Genomic DNA, 21010 nt, shown 5'->3' with positions numbered 1-21010 from the left:
AGTTTTACTTGGCATAATGAAGATGGCTCACATTACTCTGTTTACAGCAAAGTTTATTGCCGCAAAAAAGATTTTGAGAAGTGTCTAGCCATATTTAAACAGCGACTGCCGAATACGCCCTATCGTGAAGGAAAGCTTGTTGTGCATTCACATTTTGCGACGCTGCCAGAATAAGATCTACTGAAGTGTTTAGTCCTAGCTTCATAGAGCAACCGTAGCACTTTGAACCACTCAATAGAAGCAAGAGGGCCATCACCAGCACCCTTCCTGCTTTATCCACTAAAGTGAAGCAGCGCATAGGATACCAACAACTAACCCAGACCCAACGATACCGGGTTCAAGCTTGTATAGGAGCGAATCGACGACCCCACCCTTGATCATCTCAATATGCTCAGCGCCTCATTGCATCTGCCGTTTTAACGACTTTCCGAGCTATCTGGTGGTGTCCAGATCGGCACATCCTCACGCTGAGGCTCGGGCCAATCCTGCTGCATGGCACTATTGAGGGATTCTTCCAGTTTCATAAACAGCTCACCGTAGCGGGGGCTTAAACTAATGCCTCCTTCAATGTCCTTCCAGGCATCAAACAGCTCATCCTCATGGGCCTCTTCGTTCTGTACAAACGCCCAGGCCATTTGCTTGGCACGCATGGGGTGTACGCCCATGGCGGTGAGTGCGTGGCCGCCGAGCTCCAGCGCTGAGTGGTAGGTTTCGCTGACCACATCATCAGCCCCCGCCTCACGCAGCTGGTAGCCGTGGCCGCGGTCAAAGGCGCGGGCAAGCACCCAAACATGGGGGTAGGCCCGCTTTACATACCTGACCATCTGCAGGGCACGGTCACGATCATCCAGCGCAATGACGAGCAACCGAGCGTGCTCAATCCCGGCAGTTTCGAGCAACTCGGAGCGACTGGCATCACCAAAGTAGCTTTTGATGTTAATTTTCCGCAGGTTCTCGATTTGTTCGATCTCGAGATCCATAGCCACCATGGGAATGTTATTGGCACGCAACAAGCGGCAGATAATTTGCCCAAACCGCCCCACCCCCGCGACGATGACCGGCGCCTGCTCTTCAATGGTATCGGCCACGCGGTCATCATTTCGGGCGCTGAGGTAACGTGGCAATACCAGTCTGTCGTAGGCAATAAACAGTAGCGGCGTCAAGAACATAGAAAGCGCCACCACCAGCGAAAGAACCTGGGAAATATCGCTGGGGATGACGTTGTTTTGTACGCTGTAGGTGAGCAGCACAAAACCGAACTCACCGGCTTGGGCAAGGCTTAACGTAAATAGCCAGCCGTTGCTGCCGCGCACCCGAAACAGTAGCGCCAAGCCCAGCAGAATTACACCCTTTACTACAATAACCGCCAACCCTAATGAGAGGACCGTTGCCCACTCCGTCGCCAGCACCGAAAAATTAATGCCCGCACCTACCGTTATAAAGAAGAGTCCCAGTAACAGCCCTTTGAAAGGCTCAATATTGGCTTCCAGTTCGTGCTTGAACTCGCTGTTAGCGAGCACCACACCGGCAAGGAAAGCACCCAGAGCGGGAGACAAATTGACCACACTCATCAGTGCGGCAATGCCAATGACCAGCATCAACGCCGTGGCGGTAAACACCTCGCGCAGACCAGAAGCGATCACGTAGCGAAACAGCAGCGGCACTAAATAGTAGCCCCCGGCAATCACGCTTACGATGGCCGCCACAACCACCAAGGCGTGCGCCCAGCCAGGCAAATGCGCGACCAGACTGAAACTGGCATGGCTATCGCCGCCGCCAGCCCCGATTAATTCCGGCAGCGCCAGCAGCGGAATCAAGGCCAGCATGGGAATCACCGCCATATCCTGGAACAGCAACACCGAGAAAGCACTGCGCCCGCCTTCTGTTTTGGCGAGCCCCTTCTCATTGAGCGTTTGTAGCACAATCGCCGTGGATGAGAGCGCAAAAATCAGCCCTACCGCCAGCGCGGTTTGCCATACGAGCCCCAGCCACCAAGCGATGATTGTGCCAGCCGCCGTCGTTAGCGCTACCTGAAGCCCACCCAGCCCAAATAGACGCACACGCATCGCCCAGAGGCCCTTGGGATCAAGTTCCATGCCCACCAAAAACAGCATCATCACCACACCAAACTCGGCGAAGTGCTGAATGGTGGTGGTCTCTTGCCCCACCAATCCGAGGATCGGGCCTATGACCACCCCGGCCACCAGATAACCCAGCACCGACCCCAGACCAAAGCGTTTGGCAAGCGGTACCGCAATCACCGCGGCAACAAGGTAAATAAAGGCTTGAATAAAGTAGCCGGTCATCGAAGCTCCTCAACGTAAATAAATACTCATTGCTTGACTTTTCTGGCTAATAATATACCGTACTAGTACGCTAGTACATGCTTATTAATCGGCCTTGACCATGCCCTCAAACGAACACTACCAGGCTGAGCTGATTCGTCACCTGCTCGCCATCGACTCGCCGGACGCAATGGATGAGGCGCTGGCCAGCCTGCTGACTCCAGCAGAATATCAAGAAATCAGTAAACGCCTACAGATTTTCAAGCTGCTGCGCGAAGGCGTGCCCCACCGCAAAATTGCCGAAACCCTGGGCGTGGGTATCGCAACGGTTTCACGGGGCTCCCGCGCCTTGGCCACGTTACCCGATTCAACGTCGCAACCTTCTGCACGACCTTCTTCACGGAATGATTGATCATGACCACTGCTGACACGCACGCATCTAAAGGCCCTGAGCCGTTTACGCTGCCGCGCAAGCCGCACTATGTGACGCTGGCGGCCGACTGCGACTTTTTTGCCCTGTTTCAAAAAATCGAGCGGCAGTTTACTAACTGCTACATGCTGGAATCGCTGGGCGAAGATAGCCACATGGCGCGCCACTCGATCATCGGCTTCGACCCCGAGTACACGCTCTATGCCAACGGCAAGACGCTGACCATCGAAGACCGCGATGGCAATGCCAGTCACTATCCAAGCGATAACCCTTACGAGCTGCTGCGCAGCCTGATTCCGCAGAATATCATTTCGCGTAAATACGCTGGCGGGCTAAGCGGCTATCTGGGTTACGACGCCATGCAGTACTTCGAGCCGTCGCTGACGCTCAAGGCCAGCGATGACTTCGATACGTTTCGGTTCGGGCTCTATAAAGATGGGTTGATCCTCGACAAGATGACCGGTGAGGTCATCTATTTTTACTATGACAATAGCCGCTACGAGTTTCTGCAGGCGCTGATCGACGCCGACGACACGCCGCCCGGCCCGCTGCATATCACTGCTCTGGGCGACACCATGAGCCAGGCCGAGCACGCCGAGGCCGTGGCCAAGGTGAAACAGGACATCATCAACGGCAAGGTCTTCCAGTGCGAGGTCGGCTTTAAAAAGCGCTTTCAGATTCAGGGCGACACCCTGGCCCTGTATGACCAGTTGCGTACCATCAACCCTTCGCCGCAGATGTACTATGTCAAGTTCGGCGATCAGAAGCTGATTGGCGCAAGCCCGGAGCTGCTGTTTCGTCTGCGCCAGGGCGAAATGGAAACCTTTCCCCTGGCAGGCACCACGACCCGGGGCCAAACACCCCAGGAAGATACCCAGCTCGCCCGGGCGCTGCTCAATGACCCCAAAGAGATCGCCGAGCACAATATGATCGTCGATCTCCACCGCAACGATATTGGCCGGGTGGCGCAGTTTGGCACAGTAAAAGTCCGCAGCCTGATGGATATCAAGCGTTTCAGCCACGTTCAGCATATCTCCAGCGAAATTGTCGGCATTATCGCCGAGAATGACGACATGTTCAGCGCCCTGGCCAGCAACTTCCCGGCGGGCACCCTCACCGGGGCCCCCAAGATCGAAGCCATGAAAATTATCGACGACCTGGAAACCGATGGGCGCGGCCCCTACGGCGGCGCAGTGGGCCAGTTCTCGTTCAACGGCGACTGCACCTTTGCCATTCCCATCCGCACGGTATTTGTGAACGGCGAAAAAGCCTACGTGCAGACCTGCGGCGGTAACGTCTTTGATAGCAACGCCGACGATGAATACGAAGAGATCCGCCGCAAGTTTGCCGGTACCCGCAAGGCCCTGGCCCCCTTTATGAGCACGGAAACGGAGAGCCCCGCATGAAGGTGCTGATCATCGATAACTACGACTCCTTCACCTATAACCTTTACCAGTTTATCGGTGAGATTCTGACCACGGAAAAAAACCGCGGCAAGGAGCCCCATTTCGAGATACTCGTTAAGCGCAACAATCAAATCGACTTCAAAGCGATTGAAGCCATGGCGCCGGATCGCATTATCATCTCCCCTGGCCCCGGCTCGCCGGATGATCCGCGTTATTTTGGCGTCTGTGCCGAGGTGATCGAGAAGCTTGGTAAAACCACCCCGCTGCTGGGGGTTTGTCTGGGCATGCAGGGCATCGTGCACGTGTTTGGCGGCAAGGTGGTCAAGGCGCCGCTACCCATGCACGGCAAGATCAGCCCGATCAATCACAACAACCGTTCGGTATTTAACGGCGTGCCCGACCAGCTAGAAGTGATGCGCTATCATTCGTTGATTGCCGATGCGACCACCCTGCCTGATTGTCTGGAAGTGACCGCCACGGTAGGCGCCCTGGCAGCTGACAACTTTGAACAGCGTAGCCGCTGGCAGGCGCTCGGCGAGTTTGAGTTGATGGGGGTAAGACACCGTGACTATCCCATCCACGGCATTCAGTTCCACCCGGAATCGTTTGCGACCGAAGGCGGCAAGGAACTGATTAGCAACTTCCTGTTTGCCTACGCAGCCTGACGCCCTAGCCGCTATTTACGGCGTGGAGCCGGCTTCCCTTTAACCGGCTTTTTTTTCATGGGCTTTCCCTGTCCGGCTGCTTTGCGGCCGGAAGGCACGCCGCTCGACTTGCCTTTAAGCGCTGGTTTACCGCCAGCGCTTTTGGCCTTGGGCCGCCCCGACCCGCTGGCAGTGCGTTTTCCTGCTGCTTTACCCGCCCCTTTACTCGGCGTTTTGTCACCGGATTTACCGCCACGCTTGCCCGGCGTGCCAGCGGTATTTTTGCGAGATTTATTCTGGCTGCCCGAGCGCTTTGGAGCAGACGACGTCGCGGGCTTGGCCTCTGAACTGGCTGTTAGCGCTTCAATCGTCGCGATCTCTTTTGGGGTCAAGTCGCGCCAGTCGCCTAGCGCCAGCCCTTTGAGCGATACATTCATGATGCGCGTACGAATGAGCTGGGTAACGTCATAGCCGAAGTAGTCACACATACGGCGAATCTGGCGGTTCAGCCCCTGCACCAGCGTCATCGTGAACTCGAAGGTGGATACCTTTTCCACGTGGCATTTTTTGGTGACCTGGCCGAGGATGGGCACCCCGTTCTGCATTCCTTGAATAAAGTCATCGGTAATCGGTTTGTTAACCGTCACCCGGTATTCTTTTTCATGGTGATTGTTGGCCCGCAAAATCTTATTCACCAGGTCGCCATTATTGGTGAGCAATATCAGCCCCTGGGAGTCTTTATCCAGCCGGCCAATGGGGAAAATGCGCGTGCCGTGTTTTACAAAATCGACGATGTTGTCTTTTTCGCTGGGCTCGGTGGCGCAGACGATGCCCACCGGCTTATTGAGCGCAATGAGGACAAGGTCTTCTTCTTCCTGGGGCTCGATCTCCTGGTCGTTCACCTTGACCCGATCGCCCGCCACCACCTGGTCACCGGTCGTCGCCCGGCGGCCGTTAATCCAGACGTTGCCCTGCTCCACGTAACGGTCGGCTTCCCGCCGTGAGCACAAGCCGCTTTCGCTGATATATTTATTGATACGGGTAGATTTTCGTAACGTCATAGAACGCCATGTGGCTTAAAAGGATAAATAAACGCTTAAAAAGAGGAGCCGGGCTGCTTCAAAAACGCCAGCTCCTCGTCGGTAGAGACCCGCCCCAGCAGGGCATTGCGGTGCGGGTAGCGGCCAAAACGATCAATAATCGCCTTGTGGCGCACTTCAAAGTCGAGGTTTTTCTCCAACCCCGGCTGGTCAAACAGCTCCATCGTCCGCTCGTGAATCGCCGCCGACTCGCTATGCATATAGGGAATATACAGAAACGCCCGCTGCTCGCTGGAAAGCCCAGCGTCGGCGCAAGCGGCCACCGCTTCCTGAGCCAGCACCAGCGCCAAGGCATCGGTGGCAAAGGCACGCGCATCGTCACGGTAGATATTGCGCGAGAACTGATCCAGCACAATGATCTCCGCCAGCCGCCCCTGGGGCGTTTGCCGCCAGGCGTAACACTCGCACTGCGCCGCCTGGGCATGCAGCGTGCCAAACCGTTCCCGGATCGCCTGGTCCATCTTGGGGTCTTTCTTAAACCACTGCGCAGGCGTCAAGGCCTCAAACCAGAAATCGAGTACCGCTTGAGCTTCCGAGGACATTGACGCCTCCTGGTTGTGACAAAAAAGCTGGTGATGACAAAAAACTAGCCAGTCGTGCTTAGCCAGTGTTGCGCAGACCGGCCGCAATCCCCGCCATGGTGACCATCAGTGCTCTTGAAAGGTCGGCGCTAATCGCCCCGTCGGCGTCTCGGTTACGCTGCAAGAGCTCCGCCTGCAAGCCGTGGAGCGGATCGATATAGGGGTTACGCACATCGATCGCCTGACGAATCAGCGGCGTATTTTCCAGCAGTTTGTCCTGCTGCAGAATATCCAGCACGGACTCTTCCAGCCGCGCGAATCGCTCGCGCAACTGTTTACCCAAGGCCTTCAACGAGGGCTCGTCCACCAAGCGGTGCTCGTAATAGGCGGCAATCGCCACGTCTGCTTTGGCCAACAGCATTTCCAGCATATCGAGGTAGGTGCCGAAGAACGGCCACTCGTTACGCATTTCCTGGAGCACCTCGCGCCCGCCCGGCTGTTCAAGTCGACGCGAGAACGCCTCGCCGCTACCCAGCCACGCCGGCAGCATCAGGCGAATTTGCGTCCAGGCGAAAATCCACGGAATCGCGCGCAGGGTCTCTACCCCACCGTCTTGACGGCGTTTGGTTGGCCGAGAGCCCAGCGGCAGCCTACCCAACGCGCCTTCCGGTGTCACCGAACGGAAGTAAGGTACAAAGTCCGGGTCTTCACGCACAACGCCGACATAGGCGGCGTGGGCGACGCTGGAAAGCTGATCCATCTCTTCGCGCCAATGGGGTTCCGGCGCTCTCGGCGGCAGTAGCGTGGCCTCCAGCACTGCACAGGCATAAATTTCCATCGAACGCAGGGCGATATCAGGCTGACCAAACTTGAAGCGAATCATTTCACCCTGCTCGGTCACCCTTAAACTGCCATTCACCGAGCCCGGCGGCTGGGAAAGAATCGCCGCGTGGGCGGGGCCGCCGCCACGGCCAACGGTACCACCACGGCCATGGAACAGGGTGAGGTCGACACCATGGCGCTCGCACACATTGACCAACGACTCCTGGGCGCGGTACTGGGCCCAGGCGGCGGCCAGCTGCCCGGCGTCCTTGGCGGAGTCCGAGTAGCCAATCATCACTTCCTGGCCCTTGCGCATCAGCTTGCGATAGCCCGGCAGCGCGAGCAGTTGGTCGATCACGTCGCCTGCGTGATCCAGGTCGTTAAGGGTTTCGAACAGCGGCGCAATCGGCAAGGTCACGTTGCCGCCGGCCTCTTTCATCAACAACGCTACGGTAAGCACGTCTGACGGTTCAGCCGCCATGGAGATGATGTAGGTACCCAGTGCTTCACTGTGCTCCTGGGCGACCACCTTGAAGGTATCGAGCACCTCGCGGGATTCTGCCGAACACTCCCAGCGGCGCGGGATCAGCGGTCGCCGCGATTCAAGTTCAGCCAGTAAAAACGCCTGACGCTGGGCTTCATCCCACTCGCTGTAGTGACCCAGATTCAGCGCGTCGGTCAGCTCTTCCATCACCTGAGCATGGCGGCTGGCTTCCTGGCGCAGGTCGAGCTTGGTCAGCGTGACGCCAAAGACCGCCACCCGGCGTAAGGTATCCAGCAGCGCGCCGTTGGCGATGGTATCCAGGCCTACATCGCATAGCGAACGGTAGCAGGCCAGTAAGGGCGCATACAGCTGGTCGCGGGTTTCGATAATCGGCCCGCCGTCATAGTTATACCCCTCCAGCTCGGCCTTGGCCCAGTCGCGGGTGGCTTCCATCTTCACCAGCAGGCGTTTCAGCACTTCACGGTAGGGCTCGGCCACATCGCCCGCCTCAGCCTTGAGCGCGCTATTGGCCTTCCACATGGATAGCTCGGTCTTGAGCTGTTCGAGGTCGCGCAGGTAAAGATCAGCGGCCATCCAACGGCCTAACAGAAGCACTTCTTTGGTGACCTTTGCCGTGACGTTCGGATTGCCATCCCGGTCGCCGCCCATCCAGGAGGCATAGCGAATGGGTGCAGCGTCGAGCGGCAAGCGTTCGCCAGCGGTATCCAGCAGCAGGTTGTCCAGATCGCGATGAAAGTCAGGCACCGCCTGCCACAGCGAATTTTCAATCACAGCAAAGCCCCACTTGGCCTCATCGACGGGCGTGGGACGCTCGTGGCGAATTTCGTCGGTATGCCAGGCCTGGCTGATCAACTCCTCCAACCGCCCCTGGGCGCGGGTACCGCGCTCTGGGTAGTCATCAGAGCCTTCAATGGCCGTCAGGCAGTCGTCGATGGCGTCGTACTTTTGAATCAACGTGCGCCGAATGACTTCGGTGGGGTGCGCGGTGAGCACCAGTTCAACCCGCATATTGGCAAGGCTTTCGACCAGCTTGCGCGGCGAGTTGCCGGCCTGCTCGGCGCGTTTGAGCAGCTCGCCAAGCACTGGCTGCGAGCCCGGCTTGTAGTCTTCAACTCGGCGGAAACGCGCGCGGTAGTGCTGCTCGGCGATGTTGGCGAGATTGAGAAACTGGTTGAAGGCGCGGGTGACCGGCAGTAAATCCTGCTCGGGCAGCTGGCGCAGGTATTCGATCAAGTTACGTTGCTGTAGCGAATCCCCCTGCCGCCCCTGTTTGGCGTGGGCACGAATAGTCTCGATTTTATCGACAAATGATTGGCCAAGGTCATCGGCAATGGTTCGCCCCAGGCTGTCGCCCAGAATACGCACGTTATCGCGTAGCGATTCGTGTAGGTCATGGCTCATGGCGTGGCCTCCTTGCAGGGGTCGCGTAAACGGTTAATAACGATTCAATGGGTGTCTTCGGCTTTCGCGGCCTGCCAATGGGCTTCCATTTCGTCCAGAGAGACTTCGGCGAACGGTCGCTTGGCGGCGCTAAGCTCGCCCTCTACATAGCGAAAGCGCCGCTCGAACTTGGCATTGGTCGCGCGCAGGCACTGCTCCGGGTTGGCCCCTAGCGTGCGCGCTAAATTCGTCACGGCAAACAGCAGATCACCGACTTCTTCATGGGCGTGCGGCTGGTCGCCTGCGGCGAGGGCCTCTTCCACTTCATAAAGCTCTTCACGGATCTTGGCCAGAACGCCCTGCGAGTCCGGCCAGTCAAAGCCCACGCGAGCCGCCCGTTTGGAAAGCTTGGCCGCACGGCTGAGAGCAGGCAAGGTGCGCGGCACGTCGTCAAGCACCGAGGCTGGCACGCCATTGCTGTCGTCACATGCCCTTGCGTCACGTTCTGCGGCTTTCAGCGATTCCCAGCGGCTGTTCACCTGCTGGGTCTGCACATCCTCGGCACTTACCCCCGGCGGGCGACGTGAGCTCAAGGTGCCGTCGGGAAAGACATGCGGATGGCGACGTAGCATCTTGGCCGTCAGTGTATCGACAATGTCATGGAAGTCGAAGCGCTGCTCTTCCGCCCCGAACTGGGCGTAGTAAACCACCTGAAACAACAGGTCACCCAGCTCGCCGGGCAACTCATCAAAAGCGCGCCGTTCGATGGCATCAGCCACTTCATAGGCTTCTTCAAGGGTGTGGGGCACAATGCTGTCCCAGTCCTGCTTGATATCCCAGGGGCAGCCCTGCTCGTGGTCTCGAAGCACCTGCATCAGGGTGAGCAAATCATCCAGCGAGTAACGCATCAGGCCCCGCCTCCCCGCGTGGTCTTGTCCGGATCAGTGTCGCGCAGGCGACGCACCTCGGTGACATTGGGCAATTGCTGAATGCGCGAGAAAAGACGCCCCAGCGCTTCCAGGCCATCGACTTCCAGAGTAATGCGCAAGCGGGCAATGCCTTCGTCGGTGTCGGTCAGCGTGTTCACCGCCAGCACGTTGACTTTCTCGTTGCCCAGCAGGCCCGTGACATCGCGCAGCAGGCCGGAACGGTCCCAGGCCTGGATCTCGATGGTCACCGGATAGCGTGTCTCGGCGCGCTCGCCCCACTCCACTTCAATAATGCGCTGGGGTTCATCCAGGCGCAATTGCAGGATGTTGCTGCAGTCCTGGCGATGCACCGTCACGCCACGGCCCTGGGTAATGAAACCGACGATGGGTTCGCCGGGAACCGGTCGACAGCAGTTAGCCATGCTGGTTTTCAGGTTGCCAACCCCCAGCACGGTAATATCACTTTTGGTGGCCTTGCTGGACTGGCGCTTGGGCTTGGCGAGCAGTCGGTCGAGCTGTTCCTGGTCGTCGGTTTCACCAAACAGCTGCTGGGCCTGGTGGAGCACCTGCCCGATGCGCAAGTCGCCCGCCCCCAAGGCGGCGTACATGTCATCCGGCGTCTGGTAATTAACCGCTTTGGCCAGCTTGGGCAGATCGAGCCCATCGATATCCAGGCGGCGCATTTCGCGGTCAAACAGGACGCGCCCTTCCTCCAGGTTTTGATCGCGGGCCTGGTACTTGAACCAGGCCTGGATCTTCGCCCGGGCCCGGGACGTGCGCACATAGCCAAGGCTTGGGTTGAGCCAGTCCCGACTTGGCCCGCCTTTCGTCGCGGTAAGAATCTCGACCTGCTGACCGGATTTCAGCTTGTAGGTCAGCGGCACGATACGGCCGTTGATCTTGGCACCGCGGCATCGGTGGCCGATTTCAGTGTGCACCCGGTAGGCAAAATCGATGGGCGTGGCAATCCGCGGCAAATCGATTACGTGGCCGTCGGGGGTAAACACGTAGATGCGATCCGGGGCGACATCGCTTGAAAGCCCTTCGCGCAGGTCGCCAAACCCGCCAACCTCGTCCTGCCACTCGAGCACCTGGCGTAACCAGGCGATCTTTTCTTCGTAGCTGCGGCTTTTGGCGTTGGTATCGTGGCCTTTGTAGCGCCAATGGGCACAGACGCCAAGTTCGGCTTCGTCGTGCATCGCGAAGGTGCGAATCTGAATTTCCAGCACTTTGTTTTCCGGCCCCATCACGGCCGTGTGCAGCGACTGGTAGCCGTTTTTCTTGGGGTTGGCGATGTAGTCATCGAACTCGTTGGGCACATGATGCCAACGGGAATGAACGATCCCCAATACCGTGTAGCAGTCGGTCACTTCGGGGACCAGAATGCGCACGGCGCGCACGTCGTGAACCTGGGAAAAATCGATGCGTTTACGCTTCATTTTGCGCCAAATCGAATAGATGTGCTTGGCGCGCCCATCGACATCGTAATGATGGATGTTCTGAGCTTCCATCAGGCCTTTCAAGGTTTCTACGACATCATGGATATAGCGGTCGCGGTCAAGCCGCTTTTCTGCCAGCAGCTTGGCAATCGCTTTGTATTCTTCTTCGTGGAGATACCGAAACGACAGGTCTTCCAGCTCCCACTTGAGCTGGCCAATACCCAGGCGGTGCGCCAACGGTGCGTAGATATCGGCCACTTCCCGAGCGACCTGTTGGCACTTTTCCCGGGGCGCATCTTTGACCTGGCGCAGGGCACAGGTACGCTCGGCAATTTTGATCAGCGCCACGCGCACATCGCCGACCATATTGACCAGCATCTTGCGCAGGTTTTCCTGCTGATTGTGCTGACCCATGCCATGGTTGGGGGCCAAGGGGTAGCTGATCGCGGCCATCTGTAAGACACCATCGATCAGGTTAGCCACCTCATTGCCAAAGCGCTTGCCCACCGCCTCCAGGCTCAATAACCCTTCACGCACCGCGCGGTAGAGAACCGCTGCTTCCAATGTTGATTGGTCGAGCTTGAGTTCCCCCAGAATATCGGCCATTTCCAGGCCCATACGGAAGCTGGAACCCGGCGTCAGCCACACACGGTGCGACCTGGGCGCATCGAGTTCCAGGGTTTGAGCAAGCTCACAGGCCTCACGTAAACGCGCTGGTTCCGGAAGACGCACGTCTTCTTGCAGGCGAGATAACCATTTCTGCAAGTCCACCGTTCCGCTGTCAGTTAGCGGCTGGTCTTCACGCACTTTTACCATGACGATTCTCATCCATTCGAGGCAGCCGTTTGCGACACCGCTGCCGAGGCTAACGACGTTCTAGGCACACTTCGTGTGTTCAAACAGCATCAGCGTTTCCATATGTGCAGTGTGCATGAACATGTCGGCCACTGCGACGTGGTTGATGCGGTAACCTGCATGCACAAGGTGTGCCGCATCACGGGCAAGCGTGGCGGGATCACAGGAAATATACATGACCCTGGCAACCGGATTGCGCGCCAGCGCTTGGCAAATGACCTCGGCCCCGCTGCGTGGCGGGTCGAGCACCAGCGCCTCCAGACCATCGGCCTTGAGCAGCGAGGCGACGGTATCCGGGTCGCTTAGATCGGCCTGCTGGCCCGTCACATCGAGTCGATTTCGATGGGCGTTATCGAAAAGCCGCTCGACCATGGCAGGATTGCCTTCCACCGCATGTACGCAGGCCCCGGCCGCTGCCATGGGCAGGCTGAAGTTACCGATACCGGCAAACAGGTCCATCGTCTGTTGGCCTGGCGAAGGCACCAGCCAGCGCATGGCAGTATCGACCATCTGCTGATTCACGGCGGCGTTGACTTGTAAAAAGTCCCCCGGCGCAAAATGCAGCGTCAACGGCGTCGCATCAGGTATATCGAGGGTCTCTTCCAGTACCGGCGGCGCACCATGCCAGTGCAGGGTCGGGCTCTCACGCCCTAACCAGGTGCCCAAAGCGACTTGATGGCGTTCCGCAAACGCCTGCCAGCGCTCGGCGTCCGCTGTATTGGCTTTCAATTGGCGAACCAGAACGACCCGCTGGCTGGCGGTCGCCAGCAATTCAATGTGACCCACCTGACGCGGGGCACCCAGCGTTGCCAGCAGTTCGCGCAAGGGAGCGATAAGCGCTTGCAAGCCATCAACCAGCACCACACAGCGCTCGATGCCGATCAGCCTGTGAGAGTGGGCCGCACGAAAACCCAACCGGGGATGTCCGTCACCATCGACCTTGACGCCCAGGCGCGCACGCCGACGGTAGCCCTGGACATCATCGTGCAGCGATTCGATCTCACCCAGCTCGATTCCCTGGCGAGCCATTAAATCGCGCACCACCTCCCTTTTATGCTCGCGTTGCGACGCCACGGTCATGTGCTGCAAATCGCAGCCGCCACAATGGCTGAAATGCGGGCAAGGCGGCGAAACACGCTGCGCCGAGGGGGTCAGCAAGTTTTTGACGTGCGCTTCGTCGTAGCGCTTGCGGGTCTGGTGAACCGCAACGTCAACGTGCTCGCCGGGTAGCGCCTGGTCGATAAAGACCGTTTTGCCCTTGGCGTTGTGAGCCACTCCGCGGCCATCATGCGCCAGGCGCTCTACCACCAGCGCGGTCGTCTCTTGCGGTGCCTGATTTGACGATTTTGCCGCGGGTTGGCGTGCCAGCCCGGAATGCCCCGATGCGGGGCGCGGCGGCCGCCGTTTTCCCAACATGGCCATCTATACCTCCGGGGCAAACAAGCCCGTAGAAAGATAGCGATCTCCGCGATCGCAGACAATAAACACGATGACGGCATTTTCCACCTGCTCGGCAATACGCAGCGCGCCCGCCAGGCTCCCCCCCGAGGAAACGCCCGCAAAGATGCCCTCTTCACGCGCCAGACGTCGCATGTGCTCTTCGGCTTCGTGCTGGGCGATATCCAAGGTGGCATCCACTCGCGGGGCTTCAAAGATGGCCGGCAGATATTCCTGCGGCCAGCGCCGAATCCCCGGAATGCTCGCCCCATCAGCCGGCTGCAGGCCGACAATCTGAATCGCTGGATTCTGCTCTTTCAGATAGCGCGATACCCCCATGATGGTACCGGTCGTTCCCATGGAGCTGACAAAATGGGTCACTTCGCCGCCCGTTTGTCGCCACACTTCAGGGCCTGTCGTCCGGTAGTGGGCCAGGGGGTTATCCGGATTGGCAAACTGGTTGAGCGGCTTGCCCTCACCCCGGGCGATCATGCCGTCGGCAATATCCCGCGCTTCTTCCATGCCGCCTTCCTTGCTCGCCGACACCAGCTCCGCGCCGAACGCTGCCATGGCCTGCTTACGCTCCTCGGACGCACTCTCGGGCATTATCAGCACCATGCGATAGCCCTTGATGGCAGCGGCCATCGCCAGGGCGATGCCGGTATTGCCCGATGTGGCTTCGATAAGCGTGTCGCCGGGGGTGATATCACCGCGTGCTTCTGCCTCACTGAGCATCGAAAGCGCCGGCCGGTCTTTCACCGACCCCGCCGGGTTGTTACCTTCCAGTTTCGCCAGGAGGGTATTGTTGCGCCCCGCGCTGATACGCTTCAGACGCACCAACGGCGTGTTGCCAACCACCTCTTCTAACGTGGGATAATCCATCGCATCAATTCCTTATCGTGACCGTTACCACCATTATATCGGTGCTAACGTACACTGGACAGGTAACCCTCTTGAATCAGCAGGCTGCTTTCATGTCTTTGAACACGCGACTTCTTTTTGCGCTGCTTGGCCTTCCGCTTGTGGTCTATGCCTGCATGGCGATACTGCTCATCATCCAAAACGACCAAAAAGCCCAGGCGCTATTAGAGGAGCGCATTGTAAGCGCCAGCCACTCCATTGCCCCAAGCATGGCCGAGGCACTGCTGGACACGGATATTGAGCAACTGGACGCCCATGTTGCTACGTTCCTTGAACAGCAAGGCGTCAGCTCAGTCACCGTATTCGATAATCAAAACAACCGCCTTCTGGTACGCGGGCGCACCAACTCAGCATCACCGCTCTCGTCATCTCCCGACACCGCACAAGTTGTCACCACCGATGATGGATGGCGCTTGCAAACGCCCCTGGATGCGTCGACAACAGGCAACGAATCTCCCGCACGAGCGGGCTGGCTCGAGGCCACGATAGACACCCACTCGCTCAACCTGGCTCGCTATCAGATGATTGCCAGCTTAAGCCTGGGGGGGCATGCTTCTCGGGCTTTGCCTGTTCTTGATTGCCTTTGCGATCAGCCGCTATGTCACGCGGCCCATTGAAGAGGCAAGCCATGCACTTTATCGCCTGTCGCGGGGTGATTATGAGCAAACGGCGATGTCACATAACGCCGTCGAACTGAATCGGGTGGCCCAACAGATCAATGCCCTTGCCAATCATCTTCAAAGCGCCAAACATGACATGCAAGTGCAAATCGAACAGGCGACCAGCGAACTCCAAGAATCCATGGAGACCATCGAAGAGCAGAATATCAAGCTGGACTTGGCCCACCGCAGCGCGGTGCGCGCCAATACGGTGAAGTCTGAGTTTCTCGCCAACATGAGCCACGAGATCCGCACGCCGCTGAACGGGATAATCGGGTTTTGTCGGCTGCTGGGCCGTTCGTCCCTGGACGACCGTCAACGCGATTGGCTGCAACACGTGCACAGGGCCTGCGATAACCTGCTCATGCTGGTCAACGATGTCCTCGACTTTTCCAAGCTGGAAGCTAACCGGCTAACCCTGGAAGAAGCCGATATCGACATCGTGACGCTGGTTGATGAGGTGCTCGGCCTGCATGCCCCAGAAGCCCAGCGTAAACACCTCCACCTGGTGGCCATGGTGTACGACGACGTGCCCACTCCGCTCAGCGGTGACCCGCTCAGGCTGCACCAGGTGCTCAATAACCTGCTCAGCAATGCCCTCAAGTTTACCCAACAGGGCGACGTGGTCGTCAGGGTCATGCTGGAGCACTACGCGGGTAAGCATGTCGTGCTGAATATCAGCGTCAGCGATACAGGTATCGGCCTGAGCGAAGAGCACCAGCAACAGTTATTCAGTGCCTTTTCCCAAGCCGAGCCGAGCCATCCCCGACAGTTTGGCGGCAGCGGGCTCGGCTTGACCATCTGTCGTCAGCTCATTCACCGCATGGGGGGAGAGATCAGCGTCGAGAGCGAACTGAACAAAGGCTCGACGTTCTCGTTCACCCTGCCTCTCCAGGCCACCCACGCCGACGAACGCAGCCCAGAGCTACACCTTAACGGTCCGATCGTCCGCCTTCACGAACCCCACACCACCACACGCCATGTGCTGGAACACCTACTTGAACGCTGGGGAGCAATGCCGGTTGCGCTTTCCAGCAACGCCGCCAGCGATTTGCTGCTCATCAGTCTTGACCAAGATGATTTACAACCCAGGGCGCTTAGCCAGTGGCAGGAAATCATCCTTGCCGCCAAGTGTCCCGCGCTGGTGCTGGTAAACGGATCAAGCTTTGAACTGCCAACACTCGATTTTCCGTTCAAAGGCGAGCTGCTTTGCAAGCCATTCACCCGTTCGCAACTGGCTGTCTCACTGACACACCTATTGGTGCCGGTCAGCGAAACCCGCTCCCTCCAAGGCGCCACTCTTCCAGCAATACCTTCCGCGGATGAGGGGTATCGTTTATTGATCGTCGACGACAACACCTCCAACCGGCAGCTGCTCAGTGCGTTATTGGAGGCACCCGACCGGCACATTACCCTGGCGGAAAGTGGTTATGAAGCGATCGAGATTGGTCGGGAGCAGACTTTCGACATGGTGTTCATGGATATCCGCATGCCGGAGATGGATGGCGTGCAAACCACCCAGACACTGCGACGCATCAACAGTGTCTGGAGCCGCTGTCCGATTATTGCGGTGACCGCGCACGCGCTGAATAGCGAGCGTCAGCGCTGGCTGGCCGAAGGACTGGACGACGTGATTATCAAGCCGATAGACGAGCATGACTTGAACCAATTGCTAAACCGGTTCCTGGGCATTGCTGCCCCGGATTCAGCACCCCGGATTCAGTCCCCCCTTGCGACTAAAAAACTGCCCAGTGAAACATCCACATCTGCCACGTTACCGGTGATCGACCTGACGCTGGGGGCGCGCCTGGCTGGCGGCAAAGACGACATTGCACGCACCCAGATCAAGCGCTTGATCGACAGCTTACCCGCCACGCGGCAAGCCATGGACGCCGCGTATCAACAGCGCGACATTGAAGCGCTGCTGGACAGCGTCCATGACCTGAACGGTGCCAGCCGCTACTGCGGAACACCGGAGTTAGCGCTGATTGTCGAGACCCTGGAAACCCGGCTGCGCACCAGTGGGCTGGACCACGTGGACACCCTCATTAACGATCTTTACCGGTCCATGGAAAAACTCATTGCCCAGCGGGGCACGCTTGGCTAGGTCGACTTAGCTTTCCAGAACCACAAAGGCAATGGCGTAGTCATCTTCATCGCTTAACGTGATGTGCAAGGCGGTCACCCCGGCGGCTGACGCTTTCTCGGCGGCAGCCCCGTGGAGATTGAAGTAGGGTTTGCCCAACGCATCGTTGAGCACCTGAATATCGCGCCACTGTAACCCGCGCCGCAAACCCAGGCCCAGCGCTTTGACAAAGGCCTCTTTGGCCGCAAACCGCTTGGCCAGAAAGGCGATCGGCTGCGCCTTTTGCTGCCAAACGGCGAGCTCTTCAGGGCCCAGGATACGCAGCGCGAAGCGCGGTCCATGGCGCTTTAAAGCCCGCTCAAAGCGCTCGATACGTGCGATATCGGAGCCAATGCCGACGATCACGGATCAGTGCCCACAGCAGCCATCATGCACATGACCATGCTGATCTTCATGTTCATGTTCATGGTCATGGTCATGGGCATCCAGCGCCGCCATCAGACCAGCCTCCTGACCCGCGATAATCAACCGTTTCATCTCGGCAACGGCTTCTTTCAAACCCACAAAAAGCGCCCGGGCGATAATCGCGTGGCCGATATTCAGCTCATTAATGCCCGGCAACGCCGCGATGGCTTCCACATTGTGGTAATGCAATCCATGACCGGCATTGACCACCAACCCAAGCGACACTGCCTGCGTCGCGGCCGCCGTCAAACGCTGGTACTCAGCCATTGCCGCTTCGCTACCAGAGCGAGCTTCGGCATAAGCGCCGGTGTGCAGTTCGATGACCGGGGCGCCTGCTCGCTGGGCGGCATCGATCTGATCATCGTCAGGGTCAATAAATAACGACACCTCACAACCGGCTGCCGCAAGTCGTTGACAGGCACTGGCCACGGCGTCGAAGCCCCCTACCACGTCAAGACCGCCTTCAGTGGTCAACTCTTGGCGTTTTTCGGGGACCAGGCACACGTGGGCCGGCCGAATCTCTTCAGCCAGCGCCAGCATCTCTTCGGTTACTGCCATCTCCAGGTTCATGCGCGTGTTGAGCACCTCGGCCAACATTTTCACGTCGCGCAGTTGAATATGGCGCCGGTCTTCGCGCAGGTGCACGGTGATGCCGTCGGCGCCAGCCTCCTCCGCTAACAGCGCTGCCTGAACCGGATCCGGGTAGCGGGTGCCGCGTGCCTGTCGAAGCGTGGCGATATGGTCAATATTGACCCCTAACAGTATCCGCGGGGGATGCATAAATGGCCTCCAGTTTTATAAAGGGTGACTACCTAACGTTGGCGGCGTTGGGCGAGATCGCGCATCAATTCCCGGGAGCGTAATGCAGTGGTCCCCAGATGCGGTGCCAGGGCGGCACGCATAATGCCTTTCAACGCGTTCGCCAATGCCGGTTCCTGCCAGTCATGGTGGTCAATATAGCGCAAGGTGCGACCGTCCAGCCCTTTGGCCGCCGGCACGAAAGCGCAGCTCGAGGCGTCAAAGCGGTATAGTGCCTGGGGGTCGAGTTCGCCGCCATCGGGGGTGCAAAAGCGCGGCGTGGCGTCCAGGACCTCCAGCAGCGACCACTCATAACGGCGCAGCGCCAACGCTCGGTCGGCAGGCATCGGCAGCGCTTCAAGCAAGGCGGTGTAAAAGGCGAAGGCATTGCCTGCGGGCAGTTCCAGCGGCAGCAGGCGGGTCGCAATCTCGTTGGCGTAAAGCCCGCACAGCAGGCCCTCACCCGCCAGCAGCGCTGTCGCTCCCCGTGACTCCATCAGGTGCAGCCGCTTGAGCTCACGTTCGCCTCGCCAAGTCACAAGAAGCGGCGTAAACGGCTGAAGACGCTGACGCGATTTTGACGTGGGTCGCTGACCGCCCTGGGCAACCGCTCGGATGCGGCCATGGTGGAGTGTCAACAGATCCACCAACGCACTGGTTTCGCGGTATGGCCTTCGATGCAACAGAAAGGCCGGCTCCGCCGACATTGCCATGCTCAATCGAGATCGTAACCCAGGCTCTTCAGCGCACGTTCATCGTCTGACCAGCCACGTTTTACCTTGACCCATAGGTTAAGCATGACTTTGGTCCCCAGCGCTCGCTCCATGTCCAGGCGCGCTTCACGACCGATGCTCTTGATGCGCTCGCCGTTTTCACCGATCAAAATGACTTTCTGCCCCTGGCGTTCCACCAGAATCAGTGCACTGATGTGGGTCACGCGTTCGGTTTCGCGAAACTCTTCAATTTCCACGGTCATCTGATAGGGCAGCTCGTCACCCAACTGGCGCATGACTTTTTCCCGCACCAGCTCTGCTGCCATGAACCGCAGGCTGCGATCGGTAATTTGATCTTCCGGGAAATAGTGAATGCTTTCAGGAAGATGCTTGGCCACCTCTTCTTCGAGGGTATCTACCTGGGTCCCGTGCTTAGCGGAAATGGGCACAATGGCGGCAAATTCACGGCGCGCCCCTACCTCGGCAAGCCAAGGGAGCAGGTCGCTTTTGTCATTGAGGCGATCCACCTTGTTGACCGCGAGAATGATGGGCGCGTTGACGTGCTCAAGGCGCTTAAGCACCGCCTGGTCTTCATCGGTCCAGCGGGTGCGGTCAATAATGAACACGACACAGTCAACGTCACGGAGGGCCTGGGTCGCCGCCTGGTTCATAAACCGGTTGATCGCTTTATTACGGTCTTTGGACATGATGTGCATGCCCGGCGTATCGACGTAGATAAACTGGGCGTCGCCTTCCGTCTTGATCCCCATCACCTGGTGGCGCGTGGTCTGTGGCCGCCGGGAGGTAATCGAAATCTTCTGCCCCAGAATACGATTCATCAAAGTGGATTTGCCGACGTTGGGGCGGCCGACAATCGCAACGAATCCACAGGACTGGCTCATGCATTGTCTCCAGGACGTTTTTCAAGGTGGGCGAGCGCTTCTTCAGCGGCTTGCTGTTCTGCGTGGCGACGGCTGGGGCCTTTGCCTGTTGTGTGTTCGCTCAGCAAATCAATGTAACACTCGACGGTGAACATCTGCGCATGAGCTTCCCCCTTGACGCTAACCACTTCGTAGCGGGGTAGCGCCGCCTGACGAGACTGAAGGAATTCCTGCAGCCGGGTTTTAGGGTCTTTCTGGGTATCCTGCAGCGAGATGCTCGCCAGCCGTTCGGCGTACCATGACAGGACACGCTCGCGAACGGCATCCATGCCCGCATCCAGATAGATGGCGCCGATCACCGCTTCTACCGCATCCGCCAGGATCGATTCCCGGCGATGCCCACCGCTTTTCATTTCGCCTGAGCCTAAGCGTAAGCATTCGCCAAACGTCATTTCCCTGGCCAGTTCTGCTAGCGTTTGCCCTTTAACCAGGCGCGCCCTCAGGCGCGACAGCTGACCTTCACGGGCCTGCGGAAAACGCTCATAGAGCGCTTCCGCAATCACGAAATTGACGATGGAATCGCCCAGAAATTCCAGGCGTTCATTATTGCGACCGCCGTAACTGCGGTGGGTCATGGCCAGCTCTATCAGCGTCGTATCGCCGAAGGTATGGCCAATGCGTCGGCAAAAAGCGGTTAACGAAGTACTCACGATGCCCCTACGTCATTGACGTTG

At 58.5% G+C, this 21010-nt stretch carries 18 protein-coding genes; 5 read left to right on the top strand and 13 right to left on the bottom strand.

Annotated elements, in window-relative coordinates; translation table 11 throughout:
* Positions 1-416: 416 nt before the first annotated feature.
* The gene (locus HXW73_RS07185; protein ID WP_186255552.1) at positions 417-2306 is read right to left on the bottom strand and encodes a monovalent cation:proton antiporter-2 (CPA2) family protein; all 1890 of its coding nucleotides are present in this window, start codon (positions 2304-2306) and stop codon (positions 417-419) included.
* 100 nt (positions 2307-2406) lie between these two features.
* Between HXW73_RS07185 and HXW73_RS07180 the strand changes: the two genes are divergently transcribed.
* The 3 genes from HXW73_RS07180 to HXW73_RS07170 are packed head-to-tail and all read left to right on the top strand — an operon-like array spanning position 2407 to position 4786.
* Positions 2407-2697, top strand: a complete 291-nt coding sequence (locus tag HXW73_RS07180) for a Trp family transcriptional regulator (protein WP_186255551.1) — start codon at positions 2407-2409, stop codon at positions 2695-2697.
* A 2-nt stretch (positions 2698-2699) separates the two neighbouring features.
* Entirely contained in the window at positions 2700-4121 is a 1422-nt protein-coding gene (locus HXW73_RS07175; RefSeq protein WP_186255550.1) for an anthranilate synthase component I family protein, read from the top strand.
* A complete protein-coding gene (locus HXW73_RS07170) occupies positions 4118-4786 on the top strand; it encodes an anthranilate synthase component II (protein WP_186255549.1) in 669 nt (222 codons plus the stop codon). The genes HXW73_RS07175 and HXW73_RS07170 overlap by 4 nt, the downstream gene beginning before the upstream one ends.
* An 11-nt stretch (positions 4787-4797) precedes the next feature.
* Here the strand turns inward: HXW73_RS07170 and rluF are convergent, their stop codons facing one another.
* Genes rluF through cysM form a run of 7 tightly spaced genes read right to left on the bottom strand, consistent with a single transcriptional unit; the run spans position 4798 to position 14635 of the window.
* Positions 4798-5826: a 23S rRNA pseudouridine(2604) synthase RluF gene (rluF, locus tag HXW73_RS07165; protein ID WP_186255548.1), complete on the bottom strand. Its 1029-nt coding sequence runs from the start codon at positions 5824-5826 to the stop codon at positions 4798-4800.
* A gap of 35 nt (positions 5827-5861) precedes the next feature.
* A complete protein-coding gene (locus HXW73_RS07160; protein ID WP_186255547.1) occupies positions 5862-6407 on the bottom strand; it encodes a DUF924 family protein in 546 nt (181 codons plus the stop codon).
* 58 nt (positions 6408-6465) lie between these two features.
* Positions 6466-9114: a phosphoenolpyruvate carboxylase gene (gene ppc / locus HXW73_RS07155; protein ID WP_186255546.1), complete on the bottom strand. Its 2649-nt coding sequence runs from the start codon at positions 9112-9114 to the stop codon at positions 6466-6468.
* Positions 9115-9158: 44 nt separating this feature from the next.
* Positions 9159-10001 carry a nucleoside triphosphate pyrophosphohydrolase gene (mazG, locus tag HXW73_RS07150; RefSeq protein ID WP_186255545.1) on the bottom strand — a complete coding sequence of 281 codons (843 nt, stop codon included), beginning with the start codon at positions 9999-10001 and terminating at the stop codon, positions 9159-9161.
* Positions 10001-12277 (bottom strand): GTP diphosphokinase, encoded by a 2277-nt coding sequence (gene relA, locus HXW73_RS07145; protein WP_186255544.1) that lies wholly within the window; start codon positions 12275-12277, stop codon positions 10001-10003. The genes mazG and relA overlap by 1 nt, the downstream gene beginning before the upstream one ends.
* 60 nt (positions 12278-12337) lie before the next feature.
* Positions 12338-13738, bottom strand: a complete 1401-nt coding sequence (locus HXW73_RS07140) for a TRAM domain-containing protein (protein ID WP_186255543.1) — start codon at positions 13736-13738, stop codon at positions 12338-12340.
* Complete coding sequence (gene cysM / locus HXW73_RS07135) at positions 13739-14635, bottom strand: cysteine synthase CysM (RefSeq protein WP_186255542.1); 897 nt, start codon at positions 14633-14635, stop codon at positions 13739-13741. It abuts the gene before it with no gap.
* A 92-nt stretch (positions 14636-14727) separates the two neighbouring features.
* On the opposite strand from cysM, the gene HXW73_RS17835 reads away from it, so the two are divergent.
* Complete coding sequence (locus HXW73_RS17835) at positions 14728-15291, top strand: hypothetical protein (RefSeq protein ID WP_240538732.1); 564 nt, start codon at positions 14728-14730, stop codon at positions 15289-15291.
* Complete coding sequence (locus tag HXW73_RS07130) at positions 15224-17440, top strand: ATP-binding protein (protein WP_240538731.1); 2217 nt, start codon at positions 15224-15226, stop codon at positions 17438-17440. The genes HXW73_RS17835 and HXW73_RS07130 overlap by 68 nt, the downstream gene beginning before the upstream one ends.
* Positions 17441-17446: 6 nt before the next feature.
* Here HXW73_RS07130 and acpS read toward each other — a convergent pair whose 3' ends face one another.
* From acpS to rnc, 5 genes are read right to left on the bottom strand one after another with little or no spacing between them, the layout of a single operon-like run.
* Positions 17447-17824, bottom strand: a complete 378-nt coding sequence (acpS, locus tag HXW73_RS07125; RefSeq protein ID WP_186255541.1) for a holo-ACP synthase — start codon at positions 17822-17824, stop codon at positions 17447-17449.
* Between the two features lie 3 nt (positions 17825-17827).
* Positions 17828-18664, bottom strand: coding sequence for a pyridoxine 5'-phosphate synthase (pdxJ, locus tag HXW73_RS07120; RefSeq protein ID WP_186255540.1), 837 nt, complete (start codon positions 18662-18664; stop codon positions 17828-17830).
* Positions 18665-18696: 32 nt separating this feature from the next.
* Positions 18697-19389: a DNA repair protein RecO gene (gene recO, locus HXW73_RS07115; protein WP_186255539.1), complete on the bottom strand. Its 693-nt coding sequence runs from the start codon at positions 19387-19389 to the stop codon at positions 18697-18699.
* An 8-nt stretch (positions 19390-19397) separates the two neighbouring features.
* Positions 19398-20297 carry a GTPase Era gene (gene era / locus HXW73_RS07110; RefSeq protein WP_186255538.1) on the bottom strand — a complete coding sequence of 300 codons (900 nt, stop codon included), beginning with the start codon at positions 20295-20297 and terminating at the stop codon, positions 19398-19400.
* A complete protein-coding gene (rnc, locus tag HXW73_RS07105; RefSeq protein WP_186255537.1) occupies positions 20294-20986 on the bottom strand; it encodes a ribonuclease III in 693 nt (230 codons plus the stop codon). The genes era and rnc overlap by 4 nt, the downstream gene beginning before the upstream one ends.
* Positions 20987-21010: the final 24 nt, after the last annotated feature.

Source organism: Halomonas sp. SH5A2 (assembly GCF_014263395.1).
Taxonomy (GTDB): Bacteria; Pseudomonadota; Gammaproteobacteria; order Pseudomonadales; family Halomonadaceae; genus Vreelandella.
This window is presented reverse-complemented; position numbering and strand designations above follow the sequence as displayed.